We start from the raw sequence: 23,313 nt of genomic DNA on the forward strand, positions 1-23,313 counted from the left end.
CCCCCATGAGCTACGAGAACATCGAAGTCCGCACCGAAGCCGGCAAGGTCGGCATCGTGACGCTGAACCGGCCGAAGGCCTTGAACGCGCTCAACGATGCGCTGATGACCGAGCTCGGCGATGCGCTCAAGGCCTTCGACGCCGACCCGGCCATCGGCTGCATCGTCGTCACCGGCAGCGAGCGCGCCTTCGCCGCGGGCGCGGACATCGGCGCCATGGCCAGCTACAGCTTCACCGACGTCTACAAAGGCGACTACATCACGCGCAACTGGGAGACCATCCGCAGCGTGCGCAAGCCGGTGATCGCAGCGGTGAGCGGCTTCGCGCTGGGCGGCGGCTGCGAGCTGGCGATGATGTGCGACTTCATCATCGCGGCCGACAACGCGCGCTTCGGCCAGCCCGAGATCAAGCTGGGCGTGATTCCCGGCGCCGGCGGCACGCAGCGCCTGCCGCGCGCGGTGGGCAAGTCCAAGGCCATGGACATGGCATTGACCGGCCGCATGATGGACGCGGCGGAGGCCGAGCGCTCGGGCCTGGTGAGCCGCGTCGTGCCCTACGACAAGCTGATGGACGAGGCGCTGGGCGCCGCGCTCGTCATTGCCGACTTCTCGCAGGTGGCGGTGATGGCGGCCAAAGAGTCGGTCAACCGCGCCTTCGAGAGCGGGCTTTCCGATGGCGTGATGTTCGAGCGCCGGCTGTTCCACGCGCTCTTCGCCACCGCCGACCAGAAGGAAGGCATGGACGCCTTCGTCAACAAGCGCAAGGCGGCCTTCAAGCACGAATGAGCTAGCGGCTCGGTGCGGCCGGCGCCGGCTCGGGCTCGGCCGGCGGCTGCGGCTTGAACTGCCACTGGGGCGGTGACGATGGCTGCGCCGGCGGCTCCACCGCGTGCTGCAAGGCCTCGCGCAAGGCGGCCAGCGACGACGCCGAGGGCATCCCCGTCGCCGCCGCCCCGCGCCCCTCGCGCCAGCGCACCTGGTTGCGGCCCAGCTCGAAGGTCGCCATCACATCGCCGTTGCTGCGCTCCAGCGTGACCCGCCATTCGGGCGTGCCCGCCAGCGGCTGCGCGCCGACCGCCGAGATCGCGGCCGACCCCAGCAGGGCGCTGAGGTCCTGTGCCTCCGAACGCGACAGGGTGCGGCTCGCGCCGCCCCGCTGCGTGATGGTGATGCGGCTCCATTGCGAGAGCGCGGAGAAGCTGGGCGGTTCGGGCGATGCAGTGGGCGCGGGTGGCGCGGCAGTGGGCGGCGCAGCGGCGCGCCCTTCGCGCGCGGGCTCGGCGGCGTCGCGGGCGGAGCCCGCGACGGTCGCAGGACCCGCCGGCGCGGCAAATCGCTGTCTGGAAGCGCTCTCTTCTTCGCTGCGCGTCCGCTCGGAGAGCGACCCGCGAGGCGCGGCGCCGGCCGGCGCCGGCGGCGCAGCAGCAGGCGCAGGCGCGGGCTGGCCTGCGGGCGCAGCGGCTTCCTTCTTTCTCGCCTCCTTCGCGGCTGCGGCGGTGGATGCGGACAGCGCGGCCTCGTCAGCTTGCCGGCGCGCCAGCTCGGAGGGTGCCGGGGTAGGTGCAGGACGTTCCGCCGGACGCGAGGGGCGTGCGCCCTTCGCCGGGGCCGTGGCAGATTCCGCCGGCGCCTCCGGCACAGGAGCCGGCCCGCCCGCGATGTCCTGGCTCGATGGCAGCGCGCGCTCTGCCGCCTGAGGTGGCGGTGCGGGCGTCGCCGCAGGCGCGGCCGGTGGCGGGGATGCCGGCGCTGCAGGCGCTTCGCTGCGCTGCGCGGGAGCGCTGACCTGCGCGTCTCTGTCGGGCCGCGCGCCGGGCACAGGCTCGCGCTGCCAAAGCACGGTCACCAGCACGCCGACCAGCACGGTCGCAAAGGCGGCGTTCCAGGGCATGCGCGCACCACCGCCCTGCCCGCCCAGGCCCAGTAAGCGTTGCCACCGCGGCCGCTCCGCCGCCTCCGGCTGGGCCGCCGCCGCAAAGGGCGTCACCGCGTCGTGCGCATGGTCGAGGATCGCCTTGCGCAGGCGCCAGTTCGGCGCCGCCGTGTGGTCCGGCGCGTTCAGGAGTGCGCGATGCAGCGCCTCGTCGCGCAGCTCGCCCTTGTCGTCGTTCAATGTGCTGCTCATGCCCGACGCTCCAGCACCACCAGGTAGCGCTCCATGCAGCCGCGCAGCTTCTTGAGCCCGTAGCGCAGGCGGCTGCGGACCGTCTCGAAATTGATGTCGAGCGTCTCAGCCATCAGCTCCACCGTGAAGCCCTCCTCGTGGTGCAGCAGGAAGGCCGAGCGCTGTTCGTCGGGCAGCTCGTCCAGGCAGGCCAGGAGGCGCCGGCCGGCGGCGCGCCAGAAGGCCTGCTCCTCGGCCGAGGGATGCGCGGCCTCGGAAGACGCCCCGCCCCCACCCAGCAGGCCGCGGCTGAACAGGCGCGCGGCTTCGAGGCCGTCACCGTCCTCGTCGTGGGCATAGAAGGCGACTTCGCGCCCGCTCAGGCGCAGGCGGTCCATGGCCAGGTTGTGCGCGATGGTGAAGGCCCAGGTGCGCCAGCTCGCGCCCTGCGGCGAGAAGCCCTGTCGCGCCACGATGATGCGCATCCAGGTCTCCTGGAACACCTCGTCGACCTCGGACGCCAGCCGCATGCCCATGAGGCGCCGCACGAAGCGGAACAGCGCGCTCTCGTGGCGCGCATAGAGCACGTCGAAGGCGCCCGTGTCGCCATCGGCGTAGGCGAGCATCAGCTGGTCGTCCGGCATGGTGTCGTGGAGGGCGGGTTCAGCGGCGGGTGGCGCAAGCATCGGCAGATTTTCACTTTTCTTCTACGGGCGACGGCGGTGCGGGTTAGATAGCTCAAAAATGTCCCGCGTTAACCCGCAGCGGCTGCTCGCCGTATCAGCCTGCATCCACAACCGGAGCCGCTGATGACCTCCTGCCCCTTCCGCCCATTTCGCCCCTTCCTGCCTCTTCCAGTGTTGCTCGCCGTGCTGCTGTGCGCCCAGCTCCTGCTGAGCGCCTGCAGCGCGACCGAGATCGCGCCCGGCACCACGCGCTGGCCCACGCCGTGCGCCGCAGCCCGAGCCGCCGAGCTTCCCGTCAGCAGCAGTGGCCCAGCCCGGTGATGGCGCGCACGGTGCCGAACTTCGAGGCGCCTCTGGCCACGCACCGTGCACGCCCGGTCCAGACCTTTCGAGACGCCGGGCCGCGTGGCGGGCCAGCGCGACGAAGTTGCCGGCCGCCGCGGGCGGTTACGGTGCAGGCTGCTCTCGCTGGCCTGCGAGGAGCGGGCTCGCCGGATGGCGCCCGGCGAGGCTTCGGCGGATGCCGCGGCCGCGATGCCGGCGCCCGCCAGCCCGCCCCCATCAGCCGCCGCCGGAAGCGCGTCGCCTGAGGCCGAGGCGGTGTCCCGCTTTGCGCTTCGCCCGCACCCAGCCCGCAACCCAGCCAGCGCCCACGCCTGGTCCAGGAAATCGTGACTGCCGGCATGGTGGACGACAACGCCGATTTCAGCACTTACCTGCAGTTCCGCCAGCGCACACAGGTCGCTCACCGTGAACGCGATGTGAGCGAGCGCTACCTGCTGCAGGTGCGCAACCGGCGCGGCGATCCGGTGCCCGATGCCGAGGTGGCGGTGCAGGCCGCGAGCGGTGCCGCCATGTGGGCGCGTACCGACGCGGCGGGTCGCGCCTGGCTGCATCCCCGGGCCTTCGATCCCTCGGGCAGCGCGGTCTACGAAGTGGCCGTGCGCAAGAACGGGCAGCAGGGCACGACCTTCCTGCGCCGCGGCCAGAAAAGCGCCGTCGACCTGGTGATCGACGAGACGGCAGCCCCGCAACGGGCTCGGCTGGACCTGGTCTTCCTGATCGATGCCACCGGCTCCATGGGCGACGAGATCGGCAAGCTCAAGGCCAGCCTGCGCAGCATCGCCAACGAGGTGGCCCGGCTGCCGAGCCGGCCCGACACCTGCTTCGGCCTGGTGGCCTACCGCGACCGCGGCGATGAATTCCTGGTGCGCCGCCATGACTTCACCAACGACCTGGGCGCCTTCCAGTCCGTGCTCGACGCGCTGCAGGCCAACGCCGGCGGGGACTATCCCGAGGCGATGAACGAGGCGCTGCACGAGACGGTGCATCGGCTGAGCTGGCGCGGCACCGGCGCGACGCGCATGGTGGTGCTGCTGGCCGACGCGCCGCCGCACCTGGACTACGGCGGGCCGCAGTACGACGAGGACATGATGGTCGCGCTGGGCAAGGGCATCAAGGTGTTCAGCGTGGGCGCGAGCGGGCTGGACAAGCAGGGGGAGTACATCCAGCGCCAGATCGCGCAGTACACCGGCGGGCGCTTCGTGTTCCTGACCTACCGGGAGGCGCGCAACCCGGCCAGCGGGCCCGGGCGCGAGACGGTGCACGACGTGAGCAACTATTCGGTGCAGACGCTGGACCGGCTGGTCGTGCGGCTTGTGAGCGAAGAACTCGCGAAACTGCCGAAGGCGGGTTGAGGCTTTGACAAGCCGGGTTATAATTTTGGGCTCGGCTCTTTAGCTCAGTCGGTTAGAGCGATGGAATCATAATCCACAGGTCCGCGGTTCGAGTCCGTGAAGAGCCACCATCCAAAAGAAAGCCTGCTATCAGATCGATAGCAGGCTTTTTTCATGTCGCGGCGTCTGCCAGGGGGATTTCCCCCATCACCGGCGGGGCTAGAAGTCCACCTTGGCGCTCACGCTGAAGGTGCGCGGGTCGCCCGGCTTGATGTAGTTGTCGTACTGGTATTCCCAGTAGCGCTTGTTGGTCAGGTTGTTGACCGCGACGCGGAAGGTCGTGTCGTGGCCGCCGATGCGCGTCGCGTAGCTCGCGCCGATATTGGCGATGGCGTAGCCGGGAAGCTTCAGCTGGTTCGATGCGTCGAGCATGGTGCCGCCCGTGTACTTCGCGTCCGCCGACAGCTTGAGGCCCGGGACCTGCGGCACTGTGTAGGACACCTGCGCCGTCGCCACGAAGTTCGGCGCACCCGCCACGCGGTTGCCCACGTTGCTGCTGCCGCGCCGGTAAGAGCTGTCCAGGAACATCAGGTTGCCGCCGATCTGCCAGTGCGATCCGAGCCGCGTGGAGGCGGCGAGTTCGAGGCCCTGGTAGATGGACTGGCCATCCTGCACCAGCACGTTAGCGCTGTTGGCGTACTCGGCACCGCGCTCGATGCGGAACAGCGCGGCCGTGCCGCTCCAGCGTTCGCGATCGGTCTTGATGCCCAGCTCGTACTGCTTGCTCTTCAACGGCTTGAGCAGTTCGCCGTCGTTCGCGTAGAGATTGCCGACGGTGCTGCCCGGCTCGAGCGACTCGACGTAGCTCGTGTAGAGCGTGGTGTCGGGCGCGGGCTTGAACATCAGCGCGAGTGTCGGCGTGACCACGCCGTTCTTCGCGTACTCGGAGGACTTGTCCCCGGCGATGCCGTAGCCGTTCTGCTGGTAGTCGGTGTTGCGAAGGCCCGCCAGCACCGACCATTGCTCGGACAGTTTCACGGTATCGCTCGCAAAGATCGCGCGCTGTGTGATGTCGCTGTTGCGATAGAGCGAGAAGTCCGTCGCGCTCGCGTAGTCGTTGCTGTTCCGGCCAAAGATGTTGCCGGTGCCGACCAGTTGGTAGATGCCGTTGCTGCTGTAGTCGTTGATCTGCTTCTGCCAGGATGCGCCCAGCGTCAGCTGATGCTCGATGGCGCCGGTGCGCAGCCGGCCTTCGGCCATGGCCTGCCACTGGTCGAAGCGATGGCCTTCGCGGGTGTCGGAACGGTAGTCGTCGTAGTTGCCGCTCGCGTCCTGCAGGAAGAGGATGCCTTCATTGCGGCTGCGCGTCGAACTGCTGTGGCTGTAGCTGGTGCTGAGCGTCCAGTCGGGTGACAGCTTGTACTGGAGCCCCGTCGAGTAGAACTTCAGGTCGGTCGTGAGGTGCTGCCCGCCGCCGACGAGATCCTGGTTGTCGCTGCGCACCACGCTGGGCAGGCGCGTGCCGACATAGCCGCCGGTGTAGATCGACGGGGTCTGGTCCGTGGAAACGCGCTTCTGGTAGAGCGTGTCGAAATTCCAGCTGAGGTCGTGCGTCAGCCTGGCGTCGAGCGCCAGCGACACCGAATCGCGGCGAATGCCGCCGTCGTTGAAGGTCTTGCCCTCCTCGTGCGTGGCGTTGAGCCGATAGCCGAAGCGGTCGTCCGCGCCGAAGCGCCCACCGAGGTCGACGTGCTCGCTCCACACGCTGTCGGACTTGTAGCCGACATCGATGCTCCTCACCGGCTGGTCGGTCGGCTTCTTGGTCACGTAGTTCACGATGCCGCCCGGCGACCCGAAGCCGTACATGAAGCCGGACAAGCCCTTCAACAGTTCGATCTGCTCGAAGTGTTCATAGGGCAGCGTGATCGCATAGCTGAGGAAAGGCTTGCCGTCGATCCGATAGGCGTTTTGCCAGTCCAGCGGCAGGCCCCGCACCGTGAGATAGCTGGCCCAGGCGCTGTAGGCGCCGCTGTTGTCGGAGACCGAGGCATCGAGCGCGAACACGTCGCCGAGCTTCGACACCTGGCGCTCCGCCAGGTCCTCGCTCTTCACGACGGTGGTGGAGAACGGCGTGTCGAGCTGCGTCCGCGCGCCGAGGGCACCGCCGTTCACCCGCGCGTCGAGGTGCTGGGGCTTCGGATCCTGCGATTCGGCCGTCACGGTCACCGTCGGCAAGGCGGCTTCCTTGCCCGTGGCCTCCTGGGCCTGGGCGCGGCCGGCCTGGGTGGCGGCCCACAGCACGAGGAGCGTCGCGCCGGCGTGCAGGCCCAGTGTCGAGCGTTTGGAAAAGGTGGGAGGGCGGGTTCTGGCGTCGGGCGGGCGCCGCGGGCGGCGCCGTCCGTCAATCTTGCGTTCGACAACGTTGACCTCTGGTGAGTTAAATGGGAATTATTCTCGTTTGAAATCTGGGAGAAATTGGGTGGATGGCGCCCGCACCGCTCCGCCGCCTCGCCCGCCCCAGTAACTTGGCCATGCTCCGGCAAGCGTCGTGCGCCTTGTCCGACACCCTTTCGCCCGCCCCCTCACACCATCGAGCACCGTCATTTGCCGGAGGGCACGATGGATTCCCCCGCCCCCGTCCACAACAGCTATCAGCGATTCTTTGCCTGGACTTTTGTGCTGGCGATGGTGCTGGTCTTCGCGCTCGTCTGGATCGAGCTCGCTTTCCCGCCTTCGCCTGCACTGCCGCTCACGGCCGTGCCGGCGGCAGGCGCCGGCGAGTTCGACCTGCACGACCTGCAGCTGCTGCTGACCGTGACCGCGCTGATCGCCGCCTTCGCCTCGCTGGCAGGACTGGTCGTGACCACGCCGCTGGCCAGGATCGCTCGACGCCGGGCCCAGGTCCGGGCCGCGGTGGAGCTCGCCCTCAAGCGGCAGGATCACATCAACTGGCTGGCGGCCGAACACACGGGCGCCTGGCCGGCGCCCGCCCGGCGCCCACAGTCCCCTGGCAGGCACCGTCGCCATGGCACTTCCGCCCGAAGAGTCCAGGGCAACGCGCACTGAGCAAGCAGCACAGGCGTGAAAAAGCCCGCTGGAAGCGGGCTCGGGAGTCGGGCGCGCCGCACCGGCGCAGGACTATTCCTGGGGACGGAACGCGCTGAGGAACTCGGCAGTCTTGTCCGCAGGCCGCCAAGTCGCCGTCACGGGAGTCGAAACGCCGGAAGCGCTCACCGGCACGCTGACTGCCGGCGCCGTTGCTGCCGTGCCGTTGCTCTTGCAGGCGCTCAAGCCCAGCGCCAAGGCCAGGCTTGCGATCCCCATCCACGCTGTCTTCTTCATGTTTGAGTCCCTCGGTTCCACCGCGCAGCGCGGGCTGCGACTTGCGGCCGATGCTAACTCAAATATTTGAACCTAAGTTCTCCTTTTCAGATAAAAATTAGAAATCAGTATTACTTTTCAGCGTGAGCCATGGCTCATGATGTAGTTAGTATGTATTACATGATTTTTCGTCGACCGCCCGATGGGGAAGGGTCCCAGGAAGAGTCCGACAGCAGCAGGCTCGCGGCGCTCAACCCCGCGCACCTGACGCACGAGCCGGTGCGCCGGAACTGGTCGTGGCTGCGCTTCGCCGTCGGCGTGACGGTGGGCGCCGTGGTGGTCGAGGCCCTCAGGCTGGCGATGGGCCTGGTCCAGGGCGCTTGAAGCGCCCCCTCAGCGCTGTCCGGACAGCACGGCTGCCTCCGGGATCGGCAGCTCGCCAGCCACCCGCGCCTCGGCCTGCGTCAGGATGCCCTGCAGGATGCCCGGTATCTCGAACACCGCACGGTTGTGCACCTTGCGCGTGGCGGCGCGATAGCGGTCGAGATCGCGCACCAGTTCCTCGACCGCGCCGGGCACCTTGGCATAGCTCGAGCGCACCATGCCCACGCCCTGCTCGCGCACCCACTGGGCGTTGTAGCGTTCCTGGGGCAGGGTCCAGCTGTTGCACACCACGATCACCGGCAGATGCAGCTGCACCGCCTCGCTGACGCTGCCGGGCCCCGGCTTGCCGATGAAGAAATCGGACAGCTGCATGTAGTGCGCGACGTCGGGCGTGAAGCCCAGCACCGCCCGCGGCGCTTGGGCCGGTAGCGCACGCAGCGCCTTGGCCAGCGATTCGTTGTGCCCGCAGGCCAGGATCAGCTGCATGTCGGGCAGACGCTTGGCGATGCCGATCATCGCCTTGGAGCCCTGCCCGCCGAACAGCACCAGGCCGGTCGGGCGGTCCGGGTCCAGCCCCAGGCGGCGGCGCTCCTCGGCGCGATCGATCGGCTGGGTCTCGTAGAAGGCCGAGCGGATCATCATCCCGGAGGTCGCATGGATGCGGTCTTGCGCATACCCCGCCGCACGCGCCTGCTGCACGGCCTTGGTCGAGCCGCAGACGAAGTACTGGTCCTGCCCCTTCTCGATCCAGAAATGCGGCGGATGGTCGGCCAGATCGGTGAGCACCGTCACATAGGGCACACCCGGCAGCGCCGTGGCGACCGACTCGTAGAGAGAGCGGTTGAAGTTGGGGATCAGCGACACGACCATGTCGGGCTCGGTCGCCAGCCAGTGCTGCTGCAGTGGGCGCACCAGCTTCGGCTTGGCCCAGCGGATCACGGCCTGCAGGACCTTGAGCTCGTGCGTCAGTCCCAGCGTCCAGCCGCGGGCGAGCCGCTTGTTGTAGACGTCCTCCGGGTCCATGCCGGTCAGCTTGCGAAAGCCGTCGTTCGGATCGAGCACCTCGCGCAGGTTGACCAGCCGCACGGTCCACGGCAGGCCTGCGCGCTGGATCGCCGCCTCGAGCGCCAGCGCGGAGGCGCGGTGCCCGCCGCCGGCGTTGAAGTACACCAGGTCGACGGTTCGGTGGGCCGCAGGGGGCGGATTCGTCAAGACCGCGCCCGTCATGCGTGCGCCGGCTCGTGCCGTGAAGCCGCGCGGCCGACCCGTGTCTCGACCGGCATGTGCTCGGCCCAGTGCAGGATCTCGAGCGACCCATCGGCATGCTCGGCCAATGCCGTGAGGCTCTCGACCCAGTCGCCGTCGTTGGCGTAGAGGATGCCGTCGATGTCCCGCAGCTCGGCATGATGGATATGGCCGCAGACCACGCCCTGCATGCCCCGCTTGCGCGCCTCGCGCGCCACCGCGCCCTCGAAATCGCCCACATAGCTAACCGCCCGCTTGACCTTCAGCTTCAGGTACTTCGACAGCGACCAATAGGGCAGCCCCATGCGCGCGCGCAGCGAGTTGAGGTGGCGGTTGAGCTTGAGCGTGAACTCGTAAAGCGAATCGCCCACGTAGGCCAACCACTTGGCACACTGGATCACCCCGTCGAACAGGTCGCCGTGCATGACCCACAGCTTGCGGCCGTCGGCGGTCTCGTGGATCCATTCCTCGGCCACGTCGATGCCGCCGAAGTTGTGGTGCAGGTACTTGCGGGCAAACTCGTCGTGGTTGCCCGGGATGAAGATCACGCGCGTGCCCTTGCGCGCCTTGCGCAGCAGCTTCTGGATGACGTCGTTGTGCGCCTGCGGCCAGTACCAGTGGCGGCGCAGCTGCCAGCCGTCGATGATGTCGCCGACCAGAAACAGCGTCTCGCACTCGGTGTGCTTCAGGAAGTCGAGCAGCGCCTTGGCCTGGCAGCCGGGCGTGCCCAGGTGCAAGTCGGAGATCCAGAGGGTCCGATAGCGCTGGGGCGGACGAGTGGAGTCGTCCTCCTCCGCACCGGGGGAGGCTTCGGCCGTGTCGCGCCATGCACGGAGAAAGGCGTCATCGCGTTGCATGGGGGGTCATCGTCGCCAGGGCGGATGACGGCGCCATGGCGGCGCAGTGAAGCTTCGGTGACAGGGCCGCGCGCGTTGCGGCCAGGCGTCACGCGCTCGCGTGACAGCGGTGGATCTCGATGGTCGAGTGCCGGATTTCCTCGTGCATCGCGAAGGTGGCCCGCACATCGTCCGGCGTCAGCGCGGGCGAATGCGTGACAACGGTGATCGCGCAGGCATAAGCGCCCTGGCCCACGCGCCACACGTGCAGGTCGGCAATGCGGGTCTCCGAATCCGCCAGGCCCTGCTCCACGCCCTCGCGGATCTCCTCGACCACCGGGTGGTCCATCTCGCGGTCCAGCAGCACCTTGCCGGTGTCGACCAGCAGGCCGCGCGCCCAGCTCGCGACCAGCACCGCGCCGACGATGCCCATCAGCGGGTCGAGCCAGGCCCAGCCATAGAGCCAGCCGCCGGCCAGCGCCAGGATGGCGAGTACCGAGGTGGCGGCATCGGCCACGACGTGCAGGTAGGCGGAGCGCAGGTTCAGGTCGTGGCCATGGTCTTGCTGATGCCCGCCGTGGTGATGCGCTCCGCCGAGCAGCCACGCGCAAAGCAGGTTGACCGTCAGCCCCAGCACCGCCACCACGATCGCCTCCTGGTAGTGGATCGACGCAGGCGACCACAGTCGCTCGAGCGAGCCCACCACCATCAGCGCCGCCACGCCGAGCAGGAACAGCGCGCTCGCGAAGCCACCCAGCACCTCGATCTTCCAGGTCCCGAAGGCGAAGCGCCGGTCGCCGGCGTAGCGCCGCGCCGCCGCATAGGCGAAGGCGCTGAGCCCGATCGCCACCGCGTGCGAGCTCATGTGCCAGCCGTCGGCCAGGAGCGCCATCGAGTTGAACCACCAGCCGGCACCGATCTCCAGCACCATCGCGGCCGCGGTGATCCACATCACCAGCCGCGTGCTGCGCTCGGCGGCCCGGTTGTCCTCCTGGAAGCGGTGCTCGTGCTTCCAGCTGCTGAGGTCATGGCTGTGCATGGGGAAGGGCCCTCACTGGCCGAACATGTCGCCGTCGCGCTGCGGCGCGGCGACGCCCAGGTGCCGGTAGGCCGCCAGGGTGGCGATGCGCCCGCGCGGCGTGCGCTGCAGGTAGCCCTGCTGGATCAGGTAGGGCTCGATCACGTCCTCGATGGTGCCCGGCTCCTCGCCGATGCTGGCCGCGATGTTGTCCAGGCCGACCGGGCCGCCGTCGAAGCGGTGGATCACGGCCTCCAGCAGCTTGCGGTCCATCAGGTCGAAGCCCTGCGGATCGACGTCCAGCATGGCCAGCGCCTTGTGCGCCAGCGCCTCGGTGATGCGGCCGTCGCCCTTGACCTGCGCGTAGTCGCGCACCCGGCGCAGCAGGCGGTTGGCGATGCGCGGCGTGCCGCGCGAGCGGCGCGCGATCTCCAGCCCGCCGGCGTCGTCCGTCGGCACGCCGAGCAGGCCGGCGCTGCGGCGCACGATGCGCGCCAGCTCCTCGGCCGTGTAGAACTCCAGCCGCGCCACGATGCCGAAGCGGTCGCGCAGCGGATTGGTCAGCATGCCCGCGCGCGTGGTGGCGCCGACCAGGGTAAAGGGCTGCAGGTCCAGCTTGATGCTGCGCGCGGCCGGACCCTCGCCGATCATGATGTCGATTTGGTAGTCCTCCAGCGCGGGGTAGAGGATTTCCTCCACCACCGGCGAGAGGCGGTGAATCTCGTCGATGAAGAGCACGTCGTTGCGCTCGAGGTTGGTCAGGAGCGCGGCCAGGTCCTTCGGCTTCTCGAGCACCGGGCCCGAGGTCTGGCGCAGGTTGACGCCCAGCTCGTGCGCGATGATGTGCGACAGCGTGGTCTTGCCCAGGCCCGGGGGGCCGAAGAGCAGCACGTGGTCGAGCGCCTCGGCGCGGTGCCGTGCAGCGCCGATGAAGATCTCCAGCTGCTCGCGCACCTTGGCCTGTCCGACGTATTCGTCGAGCAGCTTGGGGCGCAGCGCCCGCTCAATCGCCTCTTCGTTGGGCGAGGCCGGTGCGGCGGAGACCACGCGTTGCGGGGCCGGGGCGAAGTCGTCGGTCTGGATGGTCATGGCGTAGGCTGGACGGACAGTTTAGTCGGCCGAACGGCTGGCCGAGGACTGGCTCGCTGCTTGAGCCGGGCGCCCCTGCGGCAGAATGCGCCACCGAGGAGGGTGAGCGTGTCCATCTACGAGCTGAAGCCGCGATTCCAGGCCCTGCTGCGCCCGCTGGTCCGGCGCCTGCATGCCATGGGCGTGACGGCCAATCAGGTCACGGTCGCGGCCTGCGTCGTCTCGGTCGCGCTCGGCCTGTGGCTCTTCTTTGCCGCGCCTTCCGCGGCCGCCTTCGCGCTGATCCCGCTGTGGATGTTCCTGCGCATGGCCTTCAATGCCATCGACGGCATGCTGGCGCGCGAGCACGGCCAGCAAAGCGCGCTCGGCGCCTTTCTCAACGAGCTGACCGATGTGCTCTCGGACGCCGCGCTCTACCTGCCCTTCGCGCTGGTCGCGCCCTTCAGCCCTTTCTGGGTCGGCGCCGTGATCGTGCTGGCAGGCCTGTCCGAATTCACCGGCGCGCTGGGCCCCACGGTGGGCGCCTCGCGCCGCTACGACGGCCCGCTCGGCAAGAGCGACCGCGCCTTCGTGTTCGGCGCGCTGGGCCTGTATGTCGCGCTCGGCGGGCCACTGCCGGCCTGGAGCGCCGGGCTCATGCCGCTGCTGGCCCTGTTGGTGGCATGGACCATCGTCAATCGCATCCGTCGCGCGCTAGCCGAGGCCGGCGCCGCATCGCACAGCTGAGGAGACCCGAACCCATCATGAGCGACACCCCCCGCGTGCCACAAGAACATCAATTCCAGACACACGACGGCGTCTCGCTGTTCTACCGGCACTGGCCCGCGACCGGCGGCGCGCGGCGCGGCGCCGTTGTGCTGTTCCACCGCGGCCACGAGCACGGCGCGCGCATGGCCCACCTGGTGGACGAGCTGGCCTTGCCTGATTTCGACTTCTTCGCCTGGGACGCCCGCGGCCACGGCCGCTCGCCGGGGCAGCGCGGCTTCAGCCCCGGCTTCGCGACCTCCGTGCGCGACGTGCAGACCTTCATCGAGCACATCGGCAGCGCGCACGGCGTGCCGCCCGAAGACATCCACGTGATCGCGCAGAGCGTGGGCGCGGTGCTGATCGCCACCTGGGCCCACGACTACGCGCCAAGGGTGCGCGGGCTCACCCTCGCCTCGCCGGCCTTCCGGGTGAAGCTCTACGTGCCCTTCGCGCGCCCCGGGCTCGCGCTCATGCACAAGCTGCGCGGCCTCTTCTTCGTCAACAGCTACGTGAAGGCGAAGTTCCTCACGCACGACCCCGCGCGCATCGCCAGCTACAAGAGCGACCCGCTGATCTCGCGCCCGATCGCCGTCAACATCCTGCTGGGACTCTACGAGGCCGCCGAGCGCGTGGTGGCAGATGCCCATGCGATCACGCTGCCGACGCAGTTGCTGATCTCCGGCGCCGACTGGGTGGTGCATCGCCAGCCCCAGCACGACTTCTTCGACCGGCTCGGCAGCGCGGTCAAGCGCAAGCTGGAGCTGCCCGGTTTCTTCCACGACACGCTGGGCGAGAAGGACCGCGGCCCTGCCGTGAAGGCCATTCGCGACTTCGTGCTGGAACTGTTCGACCAGCCCCCGCCGCCGGTGGACCTGCGCGGCGCGCACCTGAGCGGCGCGACCGCCGACGAGTCGCGCGCGCTGGCCGAGCCGCTGCCCGCGCTGTCTCCGCGCGGCGCGTACTGGGCGCTCACGCGCGCGAGCCTGCGCTTCGGCGGCCTGCTGTCGCGTGGCGTCGAGCTGGGCCACGAAACGGGCTTCGACTCGGGCAGCACGCTGGACTACGTGTATCGCAACCAGGCGCAGGGCGCCGGCCCGCTGGGCCGGATGGTCGATCGGACCTACCTGGATTCCATCGGCTGGCGCGGCATCCGCCAGCGCAAGCTGCACGTCGAGGAACTGCTGCGCAAGGCCATGGAGCTGTTGGCCGAGCAGCACCGCGAGGTGCGCCTGATGGACATTGCCGCCGGCCACGGCCGCTACGTGCTCGACGCCGTGCTGGCCAGCCCGGTCAAGGCAAGCTCGATCCTGCTGCGCGACTACAGCGACATCAACGTGCGCGACGGCCGCGCGCTGATCGCCGAGAAGGAGCTGCAGGGCAGCGCGCAGTTCGTGCAGGCCGATGCCTTCGACCGCATGAGCCTGGCGAGCGTGACGCCGCGGCCCACGCTCGCGGTGGTCTCGGGCCTGTACGAGCTCTTCCCCGACAACGAGATGGTGAGCCGCTCGCTGGCCGGCGTGGGCGACGCGGTCGAGGACCGCGGCTACCTGGTCTACACCGGCCAGCCCTGGCATCCTCAGCTGGAGATGATTGCCCGCGCCCTCACCAGCCACCGCCAGGGCCAGGCCTGGGTGATGCGCCGGCGCACGCAGGCCGAAATGGACCAGCTGGTCGAGGCCGCGGGCTTTCGCAAAATCGACCAGCGCATCGACGAGTGGGGGATCTTCACCGTCTCGCTCGCGGTGCGCACGGGGCCATGACGAGGCGGCCTCGTCCTCGCCCCTGGAAACGCGCCGCCGGCTGGCTGGCGCTGCTGGGCCCGCTGTTCTATGCCAGCTACGGCTTCGCGAACTGGTGGGCCTCGACCCGCGCCCAGGTGCCGGTGCTGGTCTTCGAGTGGGAACGCAGCCTGCCCTTCTGGCCCTGGACCATCTTCCCCTACTGGACCATCAACGCCTTCTACGCGCTCTCGCTCTTTCTCGCGCGCGACCGCCACGTGCTGGACCGCCATGCGGCGCGGCTGCTGACGGCGCAGGCGGTGGCGGTCGCCTGCTTCATCCTCTGGCCGCTGCGCTTCAGCTTCGGCCAGCCCGCCGTCGAGGGTGCGCCGGCCTTCCTGTTCAACGCGCTGCGCGGCTTCGACCAGCCCTTCAACCAGGCGCCCTCGCTGCACATCGCGCTGGCCGTGATCCTGTGGGATTTCTACCGGCGCCTGATCCACGCGCCCTGGGCGCGCATCGTGCTGCACCTCTGGGCCTTCGCGATCTGCGCCTCGGTGCTCAGCACCTGGCAGCACCATTTCATCGACATCCCGACCGGCGCGCTGCTGGGCTTGATTTGCGTGTGGCTCTGGCCGCTGGAGCGCGTGGTGGCGCTGCCGCGCGCGTGGCGGGTCGCGCGCGATCCGCAGCGCTGGAAGCTTGCGGGCTGCTACGCCGCCGGGGCCCTGCTCTTCCTCACCGTCGCGCTGAGCCTCCAGGGCCCGGCGCTGTGGCTGGCCTGGCCGGCCGCGGCACTGGCGCTGGTGGCGCTCAACTACGCGGGCTTCGGCCCCCGCGGCTTCCGGATGGACCGCCATGGCCGCATGCACTGGAGCGCGCGCTGGCTGTTCGCACCCTATCGCCTTGGCGCCGCCCTCAGCGCCCGGCTCTGGACGCGCGGCCTGCCGGCCTCGGTCGAAGTCGCGCCGGGCCTGCGACTGGGCCGGCGGCCCAGCCTGACCGAATGGGAAGCGGCGGGCCGCCCCCGGCTGCTCGGCCTGTGCGCCGAGCTGCAGTTGCCGCCCGTGCCCGGCGCCCGCTGCGTGCCGATGCTGGATCTCGCGCTGCCGGCCGCCACGCAGCTGCGACGCGCGGCCGTGGTGATCGAAGGGTTGCGCGGCACCGGCCAGCCCGTCTGGGTCTGCTGCGCGCTGGGCTTCTCGCGCAGCGCGGCCTCGGTCGTCGCCTGGCTGGGCCTGCATGGCGCGGCCGGCACCCTGGCCACGGCGCACGCGGCAGTACGCCAGGCGCGGCCGCAGATCGTGCTGCGCGCAGGCTGGCTCGCCCTGCTGGACCAGCTGACTTCCGGGAAGGTACGCCATGAATGACGACGACCGCGCCCTGTGCGCCACCACTGCCGGCCTGCTCCGGGCCGGCAGCGCGCTGGCCTTGTGGGGCCTCGCGCTCTCCCTCATCTCGGGCCTGGTGCTGGCGCTGACCGGGCGCTCCCTGCCTTCGGCCACCTGGGCCGCCTTCGCCGCCGTCGCGCTGATCGGCCTGCCCGAGCGCTACCTGGCACTGCGCGTGCAGCTCGACGCGGCACTGTTCGACGGGCTGGCCCGGAGCACGATCGCTTCGAAGCCCGCCATGGACCACGCACTCGCGACGCTCGGCCTGCGCCGCGGCACGGACGGCACGCGGCCCCTGGCCGGGCGCGTGCTCGGCGCCCGGCAACTCATGCAGCGCCACGGCATCGCGGTGATTGCGCAAACCGTCATCTTCGCCATGGCGCTCGCGATGCAGGACTCGCGCTGAGCCATGGATCGCAAGGAGCCCCGTTCATGAGTTCTCCCGCCCCCGGCCTGCCGCGCCAGGCGGCCGCCGTTGTCTCGGCCTGGCTGATCGTGCTCTTCGCCAAGCTGCTGACCGGCGTGCGCGCCATCTGGAGCGGCACGGGCCCCAAGGCCGAGCAGACCCTCTACTTCGCGAATCACACCAGCCACGGCGACTTCGTGCTGCTGTGGGCCACGCTGCCGCCCGACCTGCGCGCCCTCACGCGCCCCGTGGCCGGACAGGACTACTGGGAGGCCTCGGCGCTGCGCCGCTTCATCGGGCGTGACGTGTTCAACGCCCTGATGATCCGCCGCGACGGCAGCGCCGCGCCCGGCAGCCAGGCGGCCCTCAACCCCGTCGACCAGATGACCGAGGCGCTGCAGGCCGGCGACTCGCTGATCATGTTCCCCGAGGGCACCCGCAACATCGGCGAGGAGGTGCTGCTGCCGCTGAAGAGCGGCCTCTACCACCTCGCGCGCGCCTGCCCGCAGGTGCGGCTGGTGCCGGTGTGGATCGAGAACCTCAAGCGCGTGCTGCCCAAGGGCATGCTGGTGCCGGTGCCGCTGGCCTGCACGGTGCGCTACGGCGCGCCGATCACGCTGGCCGAGGGTGAAGACAAGGCCGCGTTCATCGCGCGGGCGCGGGCCGCAATGCTCGACCTTCAGCCCGAATACGACCGTGAAGAACACTGATCGAGCGCCATGACCGCTTCCACCCATGCCACCTGGATGCTGTTCGGCGGCGTCGCCGGCGTCCTGATCCTCGCCTCGGCCATCGGTGCGCTGCTCAAGTGGCGCGTCGCGCAGGGCCAGCCCCATTCGGTGATCGACAACCTCAACGCGCGGGTGAACGCCTGGTGGGTGATGGTCGCCGTGATCGGTTTGGCCTTCGCCCTCGGCAAGGGCGGGGTGATCGTGCTCTTCTACCTGATCTCCTTCTATGCCCTGCGCGAATTCATGAGCCTGGCCTACACGCGCCGCGGCGACCACCATGCGATCGCGCTGGCCTTCTTCGTGGCGCTGCCGGTGCAGTACTTCCTGATCTGGATCGAGTGGTACGGCCTCTACGCGATCTTCATTCCGGTCTACGCCTTCCTCGTGCTGCCCATCCTCGCGGCCGTGGGTGGCGACACCAAGCGCTTCCTGGAGCGCACGTCCAAGGTGCAGTGGGGGCTGATGGTCTGCGTGTTCTGCATCAGCCACGTGCCGGCGCTGCTCACGCTGCCGATCCCCGGCTTCGAGGGCCGCAACCTGCTGTTGATCGCCTTCCTCGTGATCGTGGTGCAGGGAAGCGACGTGCTGCAGTACGTGTGGGGCAAGCTCTTCGGCAAGCGCAAGGTGGCGCCCGAGCTTTCGCCCTCGAAGACCTGGGAAGGCCTGGTCGGCGGCGTCGCCAGCGCCACCGCGCTGGGCGCGGCGCTCTACTGGGCCACGCCCTTCAACCCATGGCAGGCGGCGCTGATGGCGCTCACCATCTGCGTGATGGGCTTCTTCGGTGGCCTGGTGATGTCGGCCATCAAGCGCGACCGCGGCGTCAAGGACTGGGGCACCATGATCGAGGGCCACGGCGGCATGCTGGACCGGCTCGACTCGGTAATTTTTGCGGCGCCGATCTACTTCCATGCGCTGCGGTTCTGGTGGGTGCCTTAGCTGATGAGCAGGTAACGACCATCTTCAGTCTTGTTCGTCACTTGGAGCTTCGCCATGCGCTACTCGTCTCAAGTCAAGCCGATCAGTTACCTCAGAGCCAACACGGCCAAGGTTCTCGCGCAGTTGGCCGGCCAGCGCGAGCCGCTGGTCATCACCCAGAACGGGGAAGCCAAGGCGGTCCTGCAAGACGTCGCCTCGTTCGAGGAAACCCAAGAAACACTTGCGCTCCTGAAGACCTTGGCGCTGGGCAACCAGGAGCTGGCCGCCGGAAAGATCAAGTCAGCGGCTGAGGTCGCGACCCGACTGCGCGCGAACCGCGCCACCGACTGATAGCGGGAACGCCGGATGGCGATAACTTTGGCTTGTTCGACGTGCATGACGACCCCCTCCGTCGCACTTCAAATAGGGGCTGCCTATTTCGCCAGCGCCTTCAATGCAAGCTTGATGCCCTCCCCCACCGCCACATCCTTCGGCAGCGCCTTGAGCGCCGCCGCCGCCTCGCGGTCGCTGTAGCCCAGCGCGACCAGCGCCTGCAGGATGTCGGCCTGCGCATCGGTGGCGGCATGCGCGGGTGCGCCGATGTCGGCGCCCAGCTTGCCCTTGAGCTCGAGCAAAAGGCGCTCGGCCGTCTTCTTGCCGATGCCCGGGATCTTCACCAGCCGCCCCGCCTCCTGCAGCGTGACGGCCTGCGCCAGCTCCCCCACGCTCATGCCGCTCAGCAGGCCCAGCGCCGTGCGCGGCCCCACGCCGGAGATCTTGATCAGCTGGCGGAAGGTGGCGCGCTCCTCGGCGGTACCGAAGCCGTAGAGGATCTGCGCGTCCTCGCGCACGACGAAGTGGGTGAGCAGCGAGACGCGCTCGCCCGTCGAGGGCAGGTTGTAGAAAGTGCTCATCGGCACGTCGACCTCGTAGCCGACGCCGTTGCAGTCCACCACCACCTGCGGCGGATTGCGCTCGGCGAGGATGCCGGTGAGTTTGCCTATCATGGGTGCCCTTTTCGCTTTTGAAAATGAAATCCGCGTGATTCTGCGACACACCTTCGCCCCGCCCAACAACACCCGCCTGAGCCACCTCTGCGGGCCGCTGGACGGGCACCTGCGCCGCATCGAGGAAGCGCTGGACGTCAAGGTCGCGCACCGGCACGAGCAGTTCAAGATCGAAGGCCACAAGGTGAATGCGCAGCGCGCGATGGAGGTGCTCCAGGCCCTCTACGAGATCGCCCAGCGCCCCATCGATGCGGCCGTGGTGCAGCTCACGCTGGCCGGCGACAGCACGCTGGGCGAAGCCGAGGACGGCGCGATCACGCTGGCCACGCGCCGCACCGACTTGCGCGCGCGCACGCCCAATCAGAGCGTCTACCTGCACAACATCGCCGAGCACGACATCACCCTGGGCATCGGCCCGGCCGGCACCGGCAAGACCTACCTGGCCGTGGCCAGCGCGGTCGATGCGCTGGAGCGCAGCGCGGTGCAGCGCATCGTGCTCACGCGCCCGGCGGTGGAGGCCGGCGAGCGCCTCGGCTTCCTGCCGGGCGACCTGACGCAGAAGGTCGACCCCTACCTGCGCCCGCTCTACGACGCGCTGTACGACCTGATGGGCTTCGACCGCGTGCAGAAGGCTTTCGAGCGCAACACGCTGGAGATCGCGCCGCTGGCCTTCATGCGCGGGCGCACGCTCAACAACGCCTTCATCATCCTCGACGAGGCGCAGAACACCACGCCCGAACAGATGAAGATGTTCCTCACGCGCATCGGCTTCGGCGCCAAGGCGGTGGTGACCGGCGACGTGAGCCAGATCGACCTGCCCAAGCAGCAGCTGAGCGGCCTGATCGATGCCGAGCGGGTGCTCAGGCGGGTCAACGGCATCGCCATCACGCATTTCACGAGTGCCGACGTGGTGCGGCATCCGCTGGTGGCCCGCATCATCGATGCCTACGACGGCGCGCGCAAACGCGCGAGCGCTCGCTGATGGCGCTGGCCGACTTGTCGCTCTCGCTGCAGTTCGCGCGCTTTCGCGAGGTGGCCCGCCATCGCGCGGCACTGCCGCGCCACCGCGTCGCGCGCTGGATCCGCCATGCGCTCGAGGCCGACGGCGAGATCACCGTGCGCATCGTCGATGCCGAGGAAGGCCAGCAGCTCAACCGCGAGTTCCGCGGCAAGGACTACGCGACCAATGTGCTGACCTTCGACTATGCGCAGCGCCCCGTGGTGATGGCCGACCTGGTGCTGTGCGCGCCGGTGGTCGCGCGCGAGGCGAAGGAGCAGCGCAAGACCCTCGCCGCCCACTACGCCCACCTGCTGGTGCACGGCACGCTGCACGCGCAGGGCTGGGACCACGAAACGGGCGAGGCCGACGCCGAGGCGATGGAGGCGCGCGAGATCGAGATCCTCGCGGGCCTCGGGATCAAGAACCCCTACTGAATTTGCAGCGGGATGGTGACCGGCCCATCGTTCACCAGGCTGACCTGCATGTCCGCCCCGAACTCTCCGGTGGCGACCTCGGGATGCGCGACGCGCGCCTGCGCGACGAAGTACTCGTAGAGCCGCCGCCCTTCGTCGGGCGGCGCGGCCTGGGTGAAGCTGGGCCGGTTGCCGCCGCTGGCATCGGCCGCCAGCGTGAACTGGCTCACCACCAGCAGGCCACCGGCCGTGTCCTGCACGCTGCGGTTCATCTTGCCGGCTTCGTCGGAGAAGATGCGCAGTTTCAGGATCTTCGCCAGCATCCGGTCCGCCTGCGCCTCGCCGTCGCCGCGCTCGGCGCACAGCAAAACCAGCAGGCCGGGGCCGATGGCGCCGACGGTCTGTCCCGCGATGTCGACGCGCGCCTCGGCGACCCGCTGGAGCAGCGCCTTCACGAGGTCGTCTCCTCGATCTGCGTCGCGCGCGCCTCCATGCCCAGCGGCAGCAGCTGGATGGTCACGCGCAGCCCGGGCACGGCATCCATCAGCGTCTGCTCGAGGGCGTCACGCAAACTCGCGGCGCGCTGCAGCGTCCAGTCGCCCGGCACATGCATGTGCAGGTCGGCGAAGCGGCGCTGACCGGCCCGGCGTGTGACGATGTCGTCGAAGCGCAGTTGCCGGCCCTCTGGCACGCTGGCGGCGAAATGCTCCAGCGCGGCGTGGAGCAAGGCTTGCGCCTCGGGGTCAAGCGCCTCGTCCATCAGGCCCTGCGACGAGCGCCAGACCAGCTTCACGCCCTCGCGCGCGATGTTGAGCGCCACGCCGATCGCGAGCACCGGGTCGAGCCACAGCCAGCCCGTGAGCCACACCGCGACGATGCCCACCACCACCCCGGCCGAGGTCCAGACGTCGGCCATCAAGTGCTTCGCATCGGCCTCGAGCGCGATGGAGCGATGGGTGCGCGCGGCGCGGAACAGCGCCAGCGCCAGCACCGCATTCAGCGCCGAGCTCAGCACCGAGAGCGCCAGGCCCCAGCCCAGCTGCTGCAGCGGCTCGGGCGAGAGCAGCCGCACGACCGCGGCCCACAGGATGGCGGCGGCCGCGGCAAAGATCAGGATGCCCTCGAAGCCCGAGGAGAAGTACTCGGCCTTGTGATGGCCATAGGGATGGTCCGCGTCGGCCGGCCGCGCGGCGATCGTGACCATCGCGAGCGCGAACATGGCGCTCGCCAGGTTCACGAAGGACTCCATGGCGTCGGAGATCAGGCCCATGGAATTGGTGAGCCAGCCGGCCACGCCCTTCAACACGATGGTGATCAGCGCGACCGCGATCGAGATGCGCAGCAGCAGTTTCGGGCTCAGCGCCCCGGACGACGGAGAAGGAACCAGGGACGACAAGAAGCGATCAGACAGGGCGCCGCAGCGGGAGGCCGATTATCGGGGCCAGCAGGTGCGGCTCCCCGTCGCGTACCATCCGCCGGCAAATCGAGAACTTTTGCTGCAACCAATAATGACTAATAAATGCCTTGCCACGATGCTGTCTGGCCTCCTCCTGTCCGGCGCCGGTGCGCTGGCGCAGACGGCCCCTGCCGCCGACGCGACGGCCACGCCGCCCATCGGCGCGGAGCACGCCGGCATCCTCAAGTCGGTACGCGGCAAGGTTCTGCTGCTGGGTGCCGACGGCGTCACACGCCCTGCGCAGGCCGGCGATCCCATCGCGCCCATCGAGCGCCTGCAGACCGAGGCCGACTCGGCCGCCAGCCTGGTGCTGCGCGACGGCACGATGATGGTGGTGGGGCCCTCGTCGCGGCTCGATCTCAAGCAGTTCCACTTCGACTCGACCACGCGCGACGGCGGCCTGCTGGTCTCGCTGCTGCGCGGGTCGATGCGCATGGTCACCGGCCTGATCGGCAAGACGCAGCCCGATGCGGTGCGCGTCGAGACCCAGACCGCCACCATCGGCATCCGGGGCACGGACTTCATCGTGCAGGCGGACGCCACGCCGTGATGGTGCAGCGCCGCCGCCTCGCCCTTCTCGCCACCGCCCTGTCGGCCGTGCTGCTTGCGGCCTGCTCCGCGCCTCCCACCACGCGCGTGGTGTTGCTGCCGCAGGCGGACGGCACGCCTTCGTCCGTGATCGTGCGCGCCAACAACGACGACGAACGGACGCTGTCCGAGCCCTACCAGCGCGCGACGGCCAAGGCCCGCGGCGCCCCGGTGCTCGACCAGGCCGATCCGGCCCGGCTGCGAACCGAGAACCCGGCGCTCTTCGAGCTGCTGCCCCCGCCGGTGCTCAACTACACGGTCTACTTCGACATCGGCGGCGCGGTCCTCACCGGCTCCTCGCAGATCGCGATGAACGAGGCGCTCAAGGCGGCGCTGGCGCGCAGCGGCGGCGAAATCGTGGTGACGGGACATACCGACACCGTCGGCTCCCCGACCCGCAACGACGAGCTGTCGCGGCGCCGGGGCGACCAGGTCAGGCAGCTGTTCCTGGCGCGAGGCTTCCCGGCGCACCGGGTCGAGGTGGTAGGCCGCGGCGAGCGCGACCTGGCCATTCCGACGGCCGACGAGGTCGACGAGCCCCGCAACCGCCGCGTGGCCATCGAGGTCCGCTGAGGCGCGGGCC

General features: G+C 69.5%; 27 protein-coding genes and 1 tRNA gene. 18 read left to right on the forward strand and 10 right to left on the reverse strand.

Going from position 1 to position 23,313, the window contains the following annotated elements:
* The first annotated feature begins 5 nt into the window (after positions 1-5).
* Positions 6-785 carry an enoyl-CoA hydratase gene (locus tag GXN78_RS08285; RefSeq protein WP_106559669.1) on the forward strand — a complete coding sequence of 260 codons (780 nt, stop codon included), beginning with the start codon at positions 6-8 and terminating at the stop codon, positions 783-785.
* Position 786: 1 nt separating this feature from the next.
* On the opposite strand, the gene GXN78_RS08290 is transcribed toward GXN78_RS08285, so the two are convergent.
* Entirely contained in the window at positions 787-2,124 is a 1,338-nt protein-coding gene (locus tag GXN78_RS08290; RefSeq protein WP_106559670.1) for a hypothetical protein, read from the reverse strand.
* Positions 2,121-2,789, reverse strand: a complete 669-nt coding sequence (locus GXN78_RS08295; RefSeq protein ID WP_239142645.1) for a sigma-70 family RNA polymerase sigma factor — start codon at positions 2,787-2,789, stop codon at positions 2,121-2,123. Before GXN78_RS08295 ends, GXN78_RS08290 begins: the two co-directional genes overlap by 4 nt.
* Before the next feature lie 123 nt (positions 2,790-2,912).
* On the opposite strand from GXN78_RS08295, the gene GXN78_RS08300 reads away from it, so the two are divergent.
* The 3 genes from GXN78_RS08300 (at position 2,913) to GXN78_RS08310 (ending at position 4,596) form a co-directional block, all read left to right on the forward strand.
* Positions 2,913-3,110 carry a hypothetical protein gene (locus GXN78_RS08300; RefSeq protein ID WP_164255387.1) on the forward strand — a complete coding sequence of 66 codons (198 nt, stop codon included), beginning with the start codon at positions 2,913-2,915 and terminating at the stop codon, positions 3,108-3,110.
* Between the two features lie 350 nt (positions 3,111-3,460).
* Entirely contained in the window at positions 3,461-4,486 is a 1,026-nt protein-coding gene (locus GXN78_RS08305; RefSeq protein WP_164255388.1) for a VWA domain-containing protein, read from the forward strand.
* 33 nt (positions 4,487-4,519) lie between these two features.
* Positions 4,520-4,596 (forward strand) — tRNA-Met (locus tag GXN78_RS08310).
* Positions 4,597-4,684: 88 nt separating this feature from the next.
* Here GXN78_RS08310 and GXN78_RS08315 read toward each other — a convergent pair.
* Positions 4,685-6,763: a TonB-dependent receptor gene (locus GXN78_RS08315; RefSeq protein WP_239142806.1), complete on the reverse strand. Its 2,079-nt coding sequence runs from the start codon at positions 6,761-6,763 to the stop codon at positions 4,685-4,687.
* A 321-nt stretch (positions 6,764-7,084) separates the two neighbouring features.
* On the opposite strand from GXN78_RS08315, the gene GXN78_RS08320 reads away from it, so the two are divergent.
* The 3 genes from GXN78_RS08320 to GXN78_RS08330 all read left to right on the forward strand — a co-directional run bounded on the left by GXN78_RS08320 (position 7,085) and on the right by GXN78_RS08330 (position 8,170).
* Positions 7,085-7,531, forward strand: a complete 447-nt coding sequence (locus GXN78_RS08320; protein WP_106557744.1) for a hypothetical protein — start codon at positions 7,085-7,087, stop codon at positions 7,529-7,531.
* Between the two features lie 112 nt (positions 7,532-7,643).
* Positions 7,644-7,877, forward strand: coding sequence for a hypothetical protein (locus GXN78_RS08325; protein ID WP_106557743.1), 234 nt, complete (start codon positions 7,644-7,646; stop codon positions 7,875-7,877).
* An 89-nt stretch (positions 7,878-7,966) separates the two neighbouring features.
* Complete coding sequence (locus GXN78_RS08330; protein ID WP_146163077.1) at positions 7,967-8,170, forward strand: hypothetical protein; 204 nt, start codon at positions 7,967-7,969, stop codon at positions 8,168-8,170.
* Between the two features lie 9 nt (positions 8,171-8,179).
* Here GXN78_RS08330 and GXN78_RS08335 read toward each other — a convergent pair whose 3' ends face one another.
* The 4 genes from GXN78_RS08335 to ruvB form a co-directional block, all read right to left on the reverse strand.
* Positions 8,180-9,382 carry a glycosyltransferase gene (locus GXN78_RS08335; protein WP_239142646.1) on the reverse strand — a complete coding sequence of 401 codons (1,203 nt, stop codon included), beginning with the start codon at positions 9,380-9,382 and terminating at the stop codon, positions 8,180-8,182.
* Between the two features lie 11 nt (positions 9,383-9,393).
* The gene (locus GXN78_RS08340; RefSeq protein WP_106557740.1) at positions 9,394-10,272 is read right to left on the reverse strand and encodes a UDP-2,3-diacylglucosamine diphosphatase; all 879 of its coding nucleotides are present in this window, start codon (positions 10,270-10,272) and stop codon (positions 9,394-9,396) included.
* Between the two features lie 88 nt (positions 10,273-10,360).
* Positions 10,361-11,290, reverse strand: a complete 930-nt coding sequence (gene dmeF, locus GXN78_RS08345; RefSeq protein ID WP_106557739.1) for a CDF family Co(II)/Ni(II) efflux transporter DmeF — start codon at positions 11,288-11,290, stop codon at positions 10,361-10,363.
* Between the two features lie 12 nt (positions 11,291-11,302).
* On the reverse strand, positions 11,303-12,358 hold the full coding sequence (gene ruvB, locus GXN78_RS08350; RefSeq protein ID WP_106557738.1) for a Holliday junction branch migration DNA helicase RuvB: 1,056 nt from the start codon (positions 12,356-12,358) through the stop codon (positions 11,303-11,305).
* 108 nt (positions 12,359-12,466) lie between these two features.
* Between ruvB and GXN78_RS08355 the strand changes: the two genes are divergently transcribed.
* The 7 genes from GXN78_RS08355 to GXN78_RS08385 are packed head-to-tail and all read left to right on the forward strand — an operon-like array spanning position 12,467 to position 18,617.
* Positions 12,467-13,084, forward strand: a complete 618-nt coding sequence (locus tag GXN78_RS08355; protein WP_106557737.1) for a CDP-alcohol phosphatidyltransferase family protein — start codon at positions 12,467-12,469, stop codon at positions 13,082-13,084.
* A 17-nt stretch (positions 13,085-13,101) separates the two neighbouring features.
* Positions 13,102-14,865, forward strand: coding sequence for a bifunctional alpha/beta hydrolase/class I SAM-dependent methyltransferase (locus GXN78_RS08360; RefSeq protein WP_106557736.1), 1,764 nt, complete (start codon positions 13,102-13,104; stop codon positions 14,863-14,865).
* Entirely contained in the window at positions 14,862-16,193 is a 1,332-nt protein-coding gene (locus GXN78_RS08365) for a phosphatase PAP2/dual specificity phosphatase family protein (protein ID WP_106557735.1), read from the forward strand. Before GXN78_RS08360 ends, GXN78_RS08365 begins: the two co-directional genes overlap by 4 nt.
* Positions 16,186-16,620 (forward strand): hypothetical protein, encoded by a 435-nt coding sequence (locus GXN78_RS08370; RefSeq protein WP_106557734.1) that lies wholly within the window; start codon positions 16,186-16,188, stop codon positions 16,618-16,620. The genes GXN78_RS08365 and GXN78_RS08370 overlap by 8 nt, the downstream gene beginning before the upstream one ends.
* A 26-nt stretch (positions 16,621-16,646) precedes the next feature.
* Positions 16,647-17,330 carry a lysophospholipid acyltransferase family protein gene (locus GXN78_RS08375; protein WP_106557733.1) on the forward strand — a complete coding sequence of 228 codons (684 nt, stop codon included), beginning with the start codon at positions 16,647-16,649 and terminating at the stop codon, positions 17,328-17,330.
* Positions 17,331-17,339: 9 nt separating this feature from the next.
* Entirely contained in the window at positions 17,340-18,287 is a 948-nt protein-coding gene (locus GXN78_RS08380; RefSeq protein ID WP_106557732.1) for a phosphatidate cytidylyltransferase, read from the forward strand.
* Between the two features lie 54 nt (positions 18,288-18,341).
* Entirely contained in the window at positions 18,342-18,617 is a 276-nt protein-coding gene (locus GXN78_RS08385; protein ID WP_106557731.1) for a type II toxin-antitoxin system Phd/YefM family antitoxin, read from the forward strand.
* Between the two features lie 83 nt (positions 18,618-18,700).
* Here the strand turns inward: GXN78_RS08385 and ruvA are convergent, their stop codons facing one another.
* The gene (gene ruvA / locus GXN78_RS08390) at positions 18,701-19,273 is read right to left on the reverse strand and encodes a Holliday junction branch migration protein RuvA (RefSeq protein WP_106557730.1); all 573 of its coding nucleotides are present in this window, start codon (positions 19,271-19,273) and stop codon (positions 18,701-18,703) included.
* 34 nt (positions 19,274-19,307) lie between these two features.
* Between ruvA and GXN78_RS08395 the strand changes: the two genes are divergently transcribed.
* Both GXN78_RS08395 and ybeY read left to right on the forward strand, forming a co-directional pair.
* Positions 19,308-20,255 (forward strand): PhoH family protein, encoded by a 948-nt coding sequence (locus tag GXN78_RS08395; RefSeq protein ID WP_106557729.1) that lies wholly within the window; start codon positions 19,308-19,310, stop codon positions 20,253-20,255.
* A complete protein-coding gene (gene ybeY, locus GXN78_RS08400; protein WP_106557728.1) occupies positions 20,255-20,707 on the forward strand; it encodes an rRNA maturation RNase YbeY in 453 nt (150 codons plus the stop codon). Before GXN78_RS08395 ends, ybeY begins: the two co-directional genes overlap by 1 nt.
* On the opposite strand, the gene dtd is transcribed toward ybeY, so the two are convergent.
* Both dtd and GXN78_RS08410 read right to left on the reverse strand, forming a co-directional pair.
* The gene (dtd, locus tag GXN78_RS08405; protein WP_106557727.1) at positions 20,701-21,141 is read right to left on the reverse strand and encodes a D-aminoacyl-tRNA deacylase; all 441 of its coding nucleotides are present in this window, start codon (positions 21,139-21,141) and stop codon (positions 20,701-20,703) included. The genes ybeY and dtd overlap by 7 nt on opposite strands.
* Complete coding sequence (locus GXN78_RS08410; protein ID WP_239142647.1) at positions 21,138-22,082, reverse strand: cation diffusion facilitator family transporter; 945 nt, start codon at positions 22,080-22,082, stop codon at positions 21,138-21,140. Before GXN78_RS08410 ends, dtd begins: the two co-directional genes overlap by 4 nt.
* A 136-nt stretch (positions 22,083-22,218) precedes the next feature.
* Here GXN78_RS08410 and GXN78_RS08415 point away from each other — a divergent pair, with 136 nt between their 5' ends.
* Positions 22,219-22,692, forward strand: coding sequence for a FecR domain-containing protein (locus GXN78_RS08415; protein ID WP_106557726.1), 474 nt, complete (start codon positions 22,219-22,221; stop codon positions 22,690-22,692).
* Positions 22,692-23,303: an OmpA family protein gene (locus GXN78_RS08420; RefSeq protein WP_106557725.1), complete on the forward strand. Its 612-nt coding sequence runs from the start codon at positions 22,692-22,694 to the stop codon at positions 23,301-23,303. Before GXN78_RS08415 ends, GXN78_RS08420 begins: the two co-directional genes overlap by 1 nt.
* The last annotated feature ends 10 nt before the right edge of the window (positions 23,304-23,313 follow it).

The organism is Variovorax sp. WS11 (genome assembly GCF_010499245.1).
In the GTDB taxonomy this organism is placed as follows: domain Bacteria; phylum Pseudomonadota; class Gammaproteobacteria; order Burkholderiales; family Burkholderiaceae_C; genus Variovorax.

What these genes read in the sequence shown, in the direction of transcription:
- GXN78_RS08360 (WP_106557736.1), top strand. Translation starts at nt 13,102, where the DNA reads ATGAGCGACACCCCCCGCGTGCCACAAGAACATCAATTCCAGACACAC.
- GXN78_RS08320 (WP_106557744.1), top strand. Translation starts at nt 7,085, where the DNA reads ATGGATTCCCCCGCCCCCGTCCACAACAGCTATCAGCGATTCTTTGCC.
- GXN78_RS08370 (WP_106557734.1), top strand. Translation starts at nt 16,186, where the DNA reads ATGAATGACGACGACCGCGCCCTGTGCGCCACCACTGCCGGCCTGCTC.
- GXN78_RS08295 (WP_239142645.1), bottom strand. Translation starts at nt 2,789, where the DNA reads ATGCTTGCGCCACCCGCCGCTGAACCCGCCCTCCACGACACCATGCCG.
- GXN78_RS08380 (WP_106557732.1), top strand. Translation starts at nt 17,340, where the DNA reads ATGACCGCTTCCACCCATGCCACCTGGATGCTGTTCGGCGGCGTCGCC.
- GXN78_RS08365 (WP_106557735.1), top strand. Translation starts at nt 14,862, where the DNA reads ATGACGAGGCGGCCTCGTCCTCGCCCCTGGAAACGCGCCGCCGGCTGG.
- ybeY (WP_106557728.1), top strand. Translation starts at nt 20,255, where the DNA reads ATGGCGCTGGCCGACTTGTCGCTCTCGCTGCAGTTCGCGCGCTTTCGC.
- GXN78_RS08290 (WP_106559670.1), bottom strand. Translation starts at nt 2,124, where the DNA reads ATGAGCAGCACATTGAACGACGACAAGGGCGAGCTGCGCGACGAGGCG.
- dmeF (WP_106557739.1), bottom strand. Translation starts at nt 11,290, where the DNA reads ATGCACAGCCATGACCTCAGCAGCTGGAAGCACGAGCACCGCTTCCAG.
- GXN78_RS08385 (WP_106557731.1), top strand. Translation starts at nt 18,342, where the DNA reads ATGCGCTACTCGTCTCAAGTCAAGCCGATCAGTTACCTCAGAGCCAAC.
- ruvA (WP_106557730.1), bottom strand. Translation starts at nt 19,273, where the DNA reads ATGATAGGCAAACTCACCGGCATCCTCGCCGAGCGCAATCCGCCGCAG.
- GXN78_RS08340 (WP_106557740.1), bottom strand. Translation starts at nt 10,272, where the DNA reads ATGCAACGCGATGACGCCTTTCTCCGTGCATGGCGCGACACGGCCGAA.
- GXN78_RS08375 (WP_106557733.1), top strand. Translation starts at nt 16,647, where the DNA reads ATGAGTTCTCCCGCCCCCGGCCTGCCGCGCCAGGCGGCCGCCGTTGTC.
- GXN78_RS08300 (WP_164255387.1), top strand. Translation starts at nt 2,913, where the DNA reads ATGACCTCCTGCCCCTTCCGCCCATTTCGCCCCTTCCTGCCTCTTCCA.
- GXN78_RS08420 (WP_106557725.1), top strand. Translation starts at nt 22,692, where the DNA reads ATGGTGCAGCGCCGCCGCCTCGCCCTTCTCGCCACCGCCCTGTCGGCC.
- GXN78_RS08285 (WP_106559669.1), top strand. Translation starts at nt 6, where the DNA reads ATGAGCTACGAGAACATCGAAGTCCGCACCGAAGCCGGCAAGGTCGGC.
- GXN78_RS08415 (WP_106557726.1), top strand. Translation starts at nt 22,219, where the DNA reads ATGCTGTCTGGCCTCCTCCTGTCCGGCGCCGGTGCGCTGGCGCAGACG.
- GXN78_RS08330 (WP_146163077.1), top strand. Translation starts at nt 7,967, where the DNA reads ATGATTTTTCGTCGACCGCCCGATGGGGAAGGGTCCCAGGAAGAGTCC.
- ruvB (WP_106557738.1), bottom strand. Translation starts at nt 12,358, where the DNA reads ATGACCATCCAGACCGACGACTTCGCCCCGGCCCCGCAACGCGTGGTC.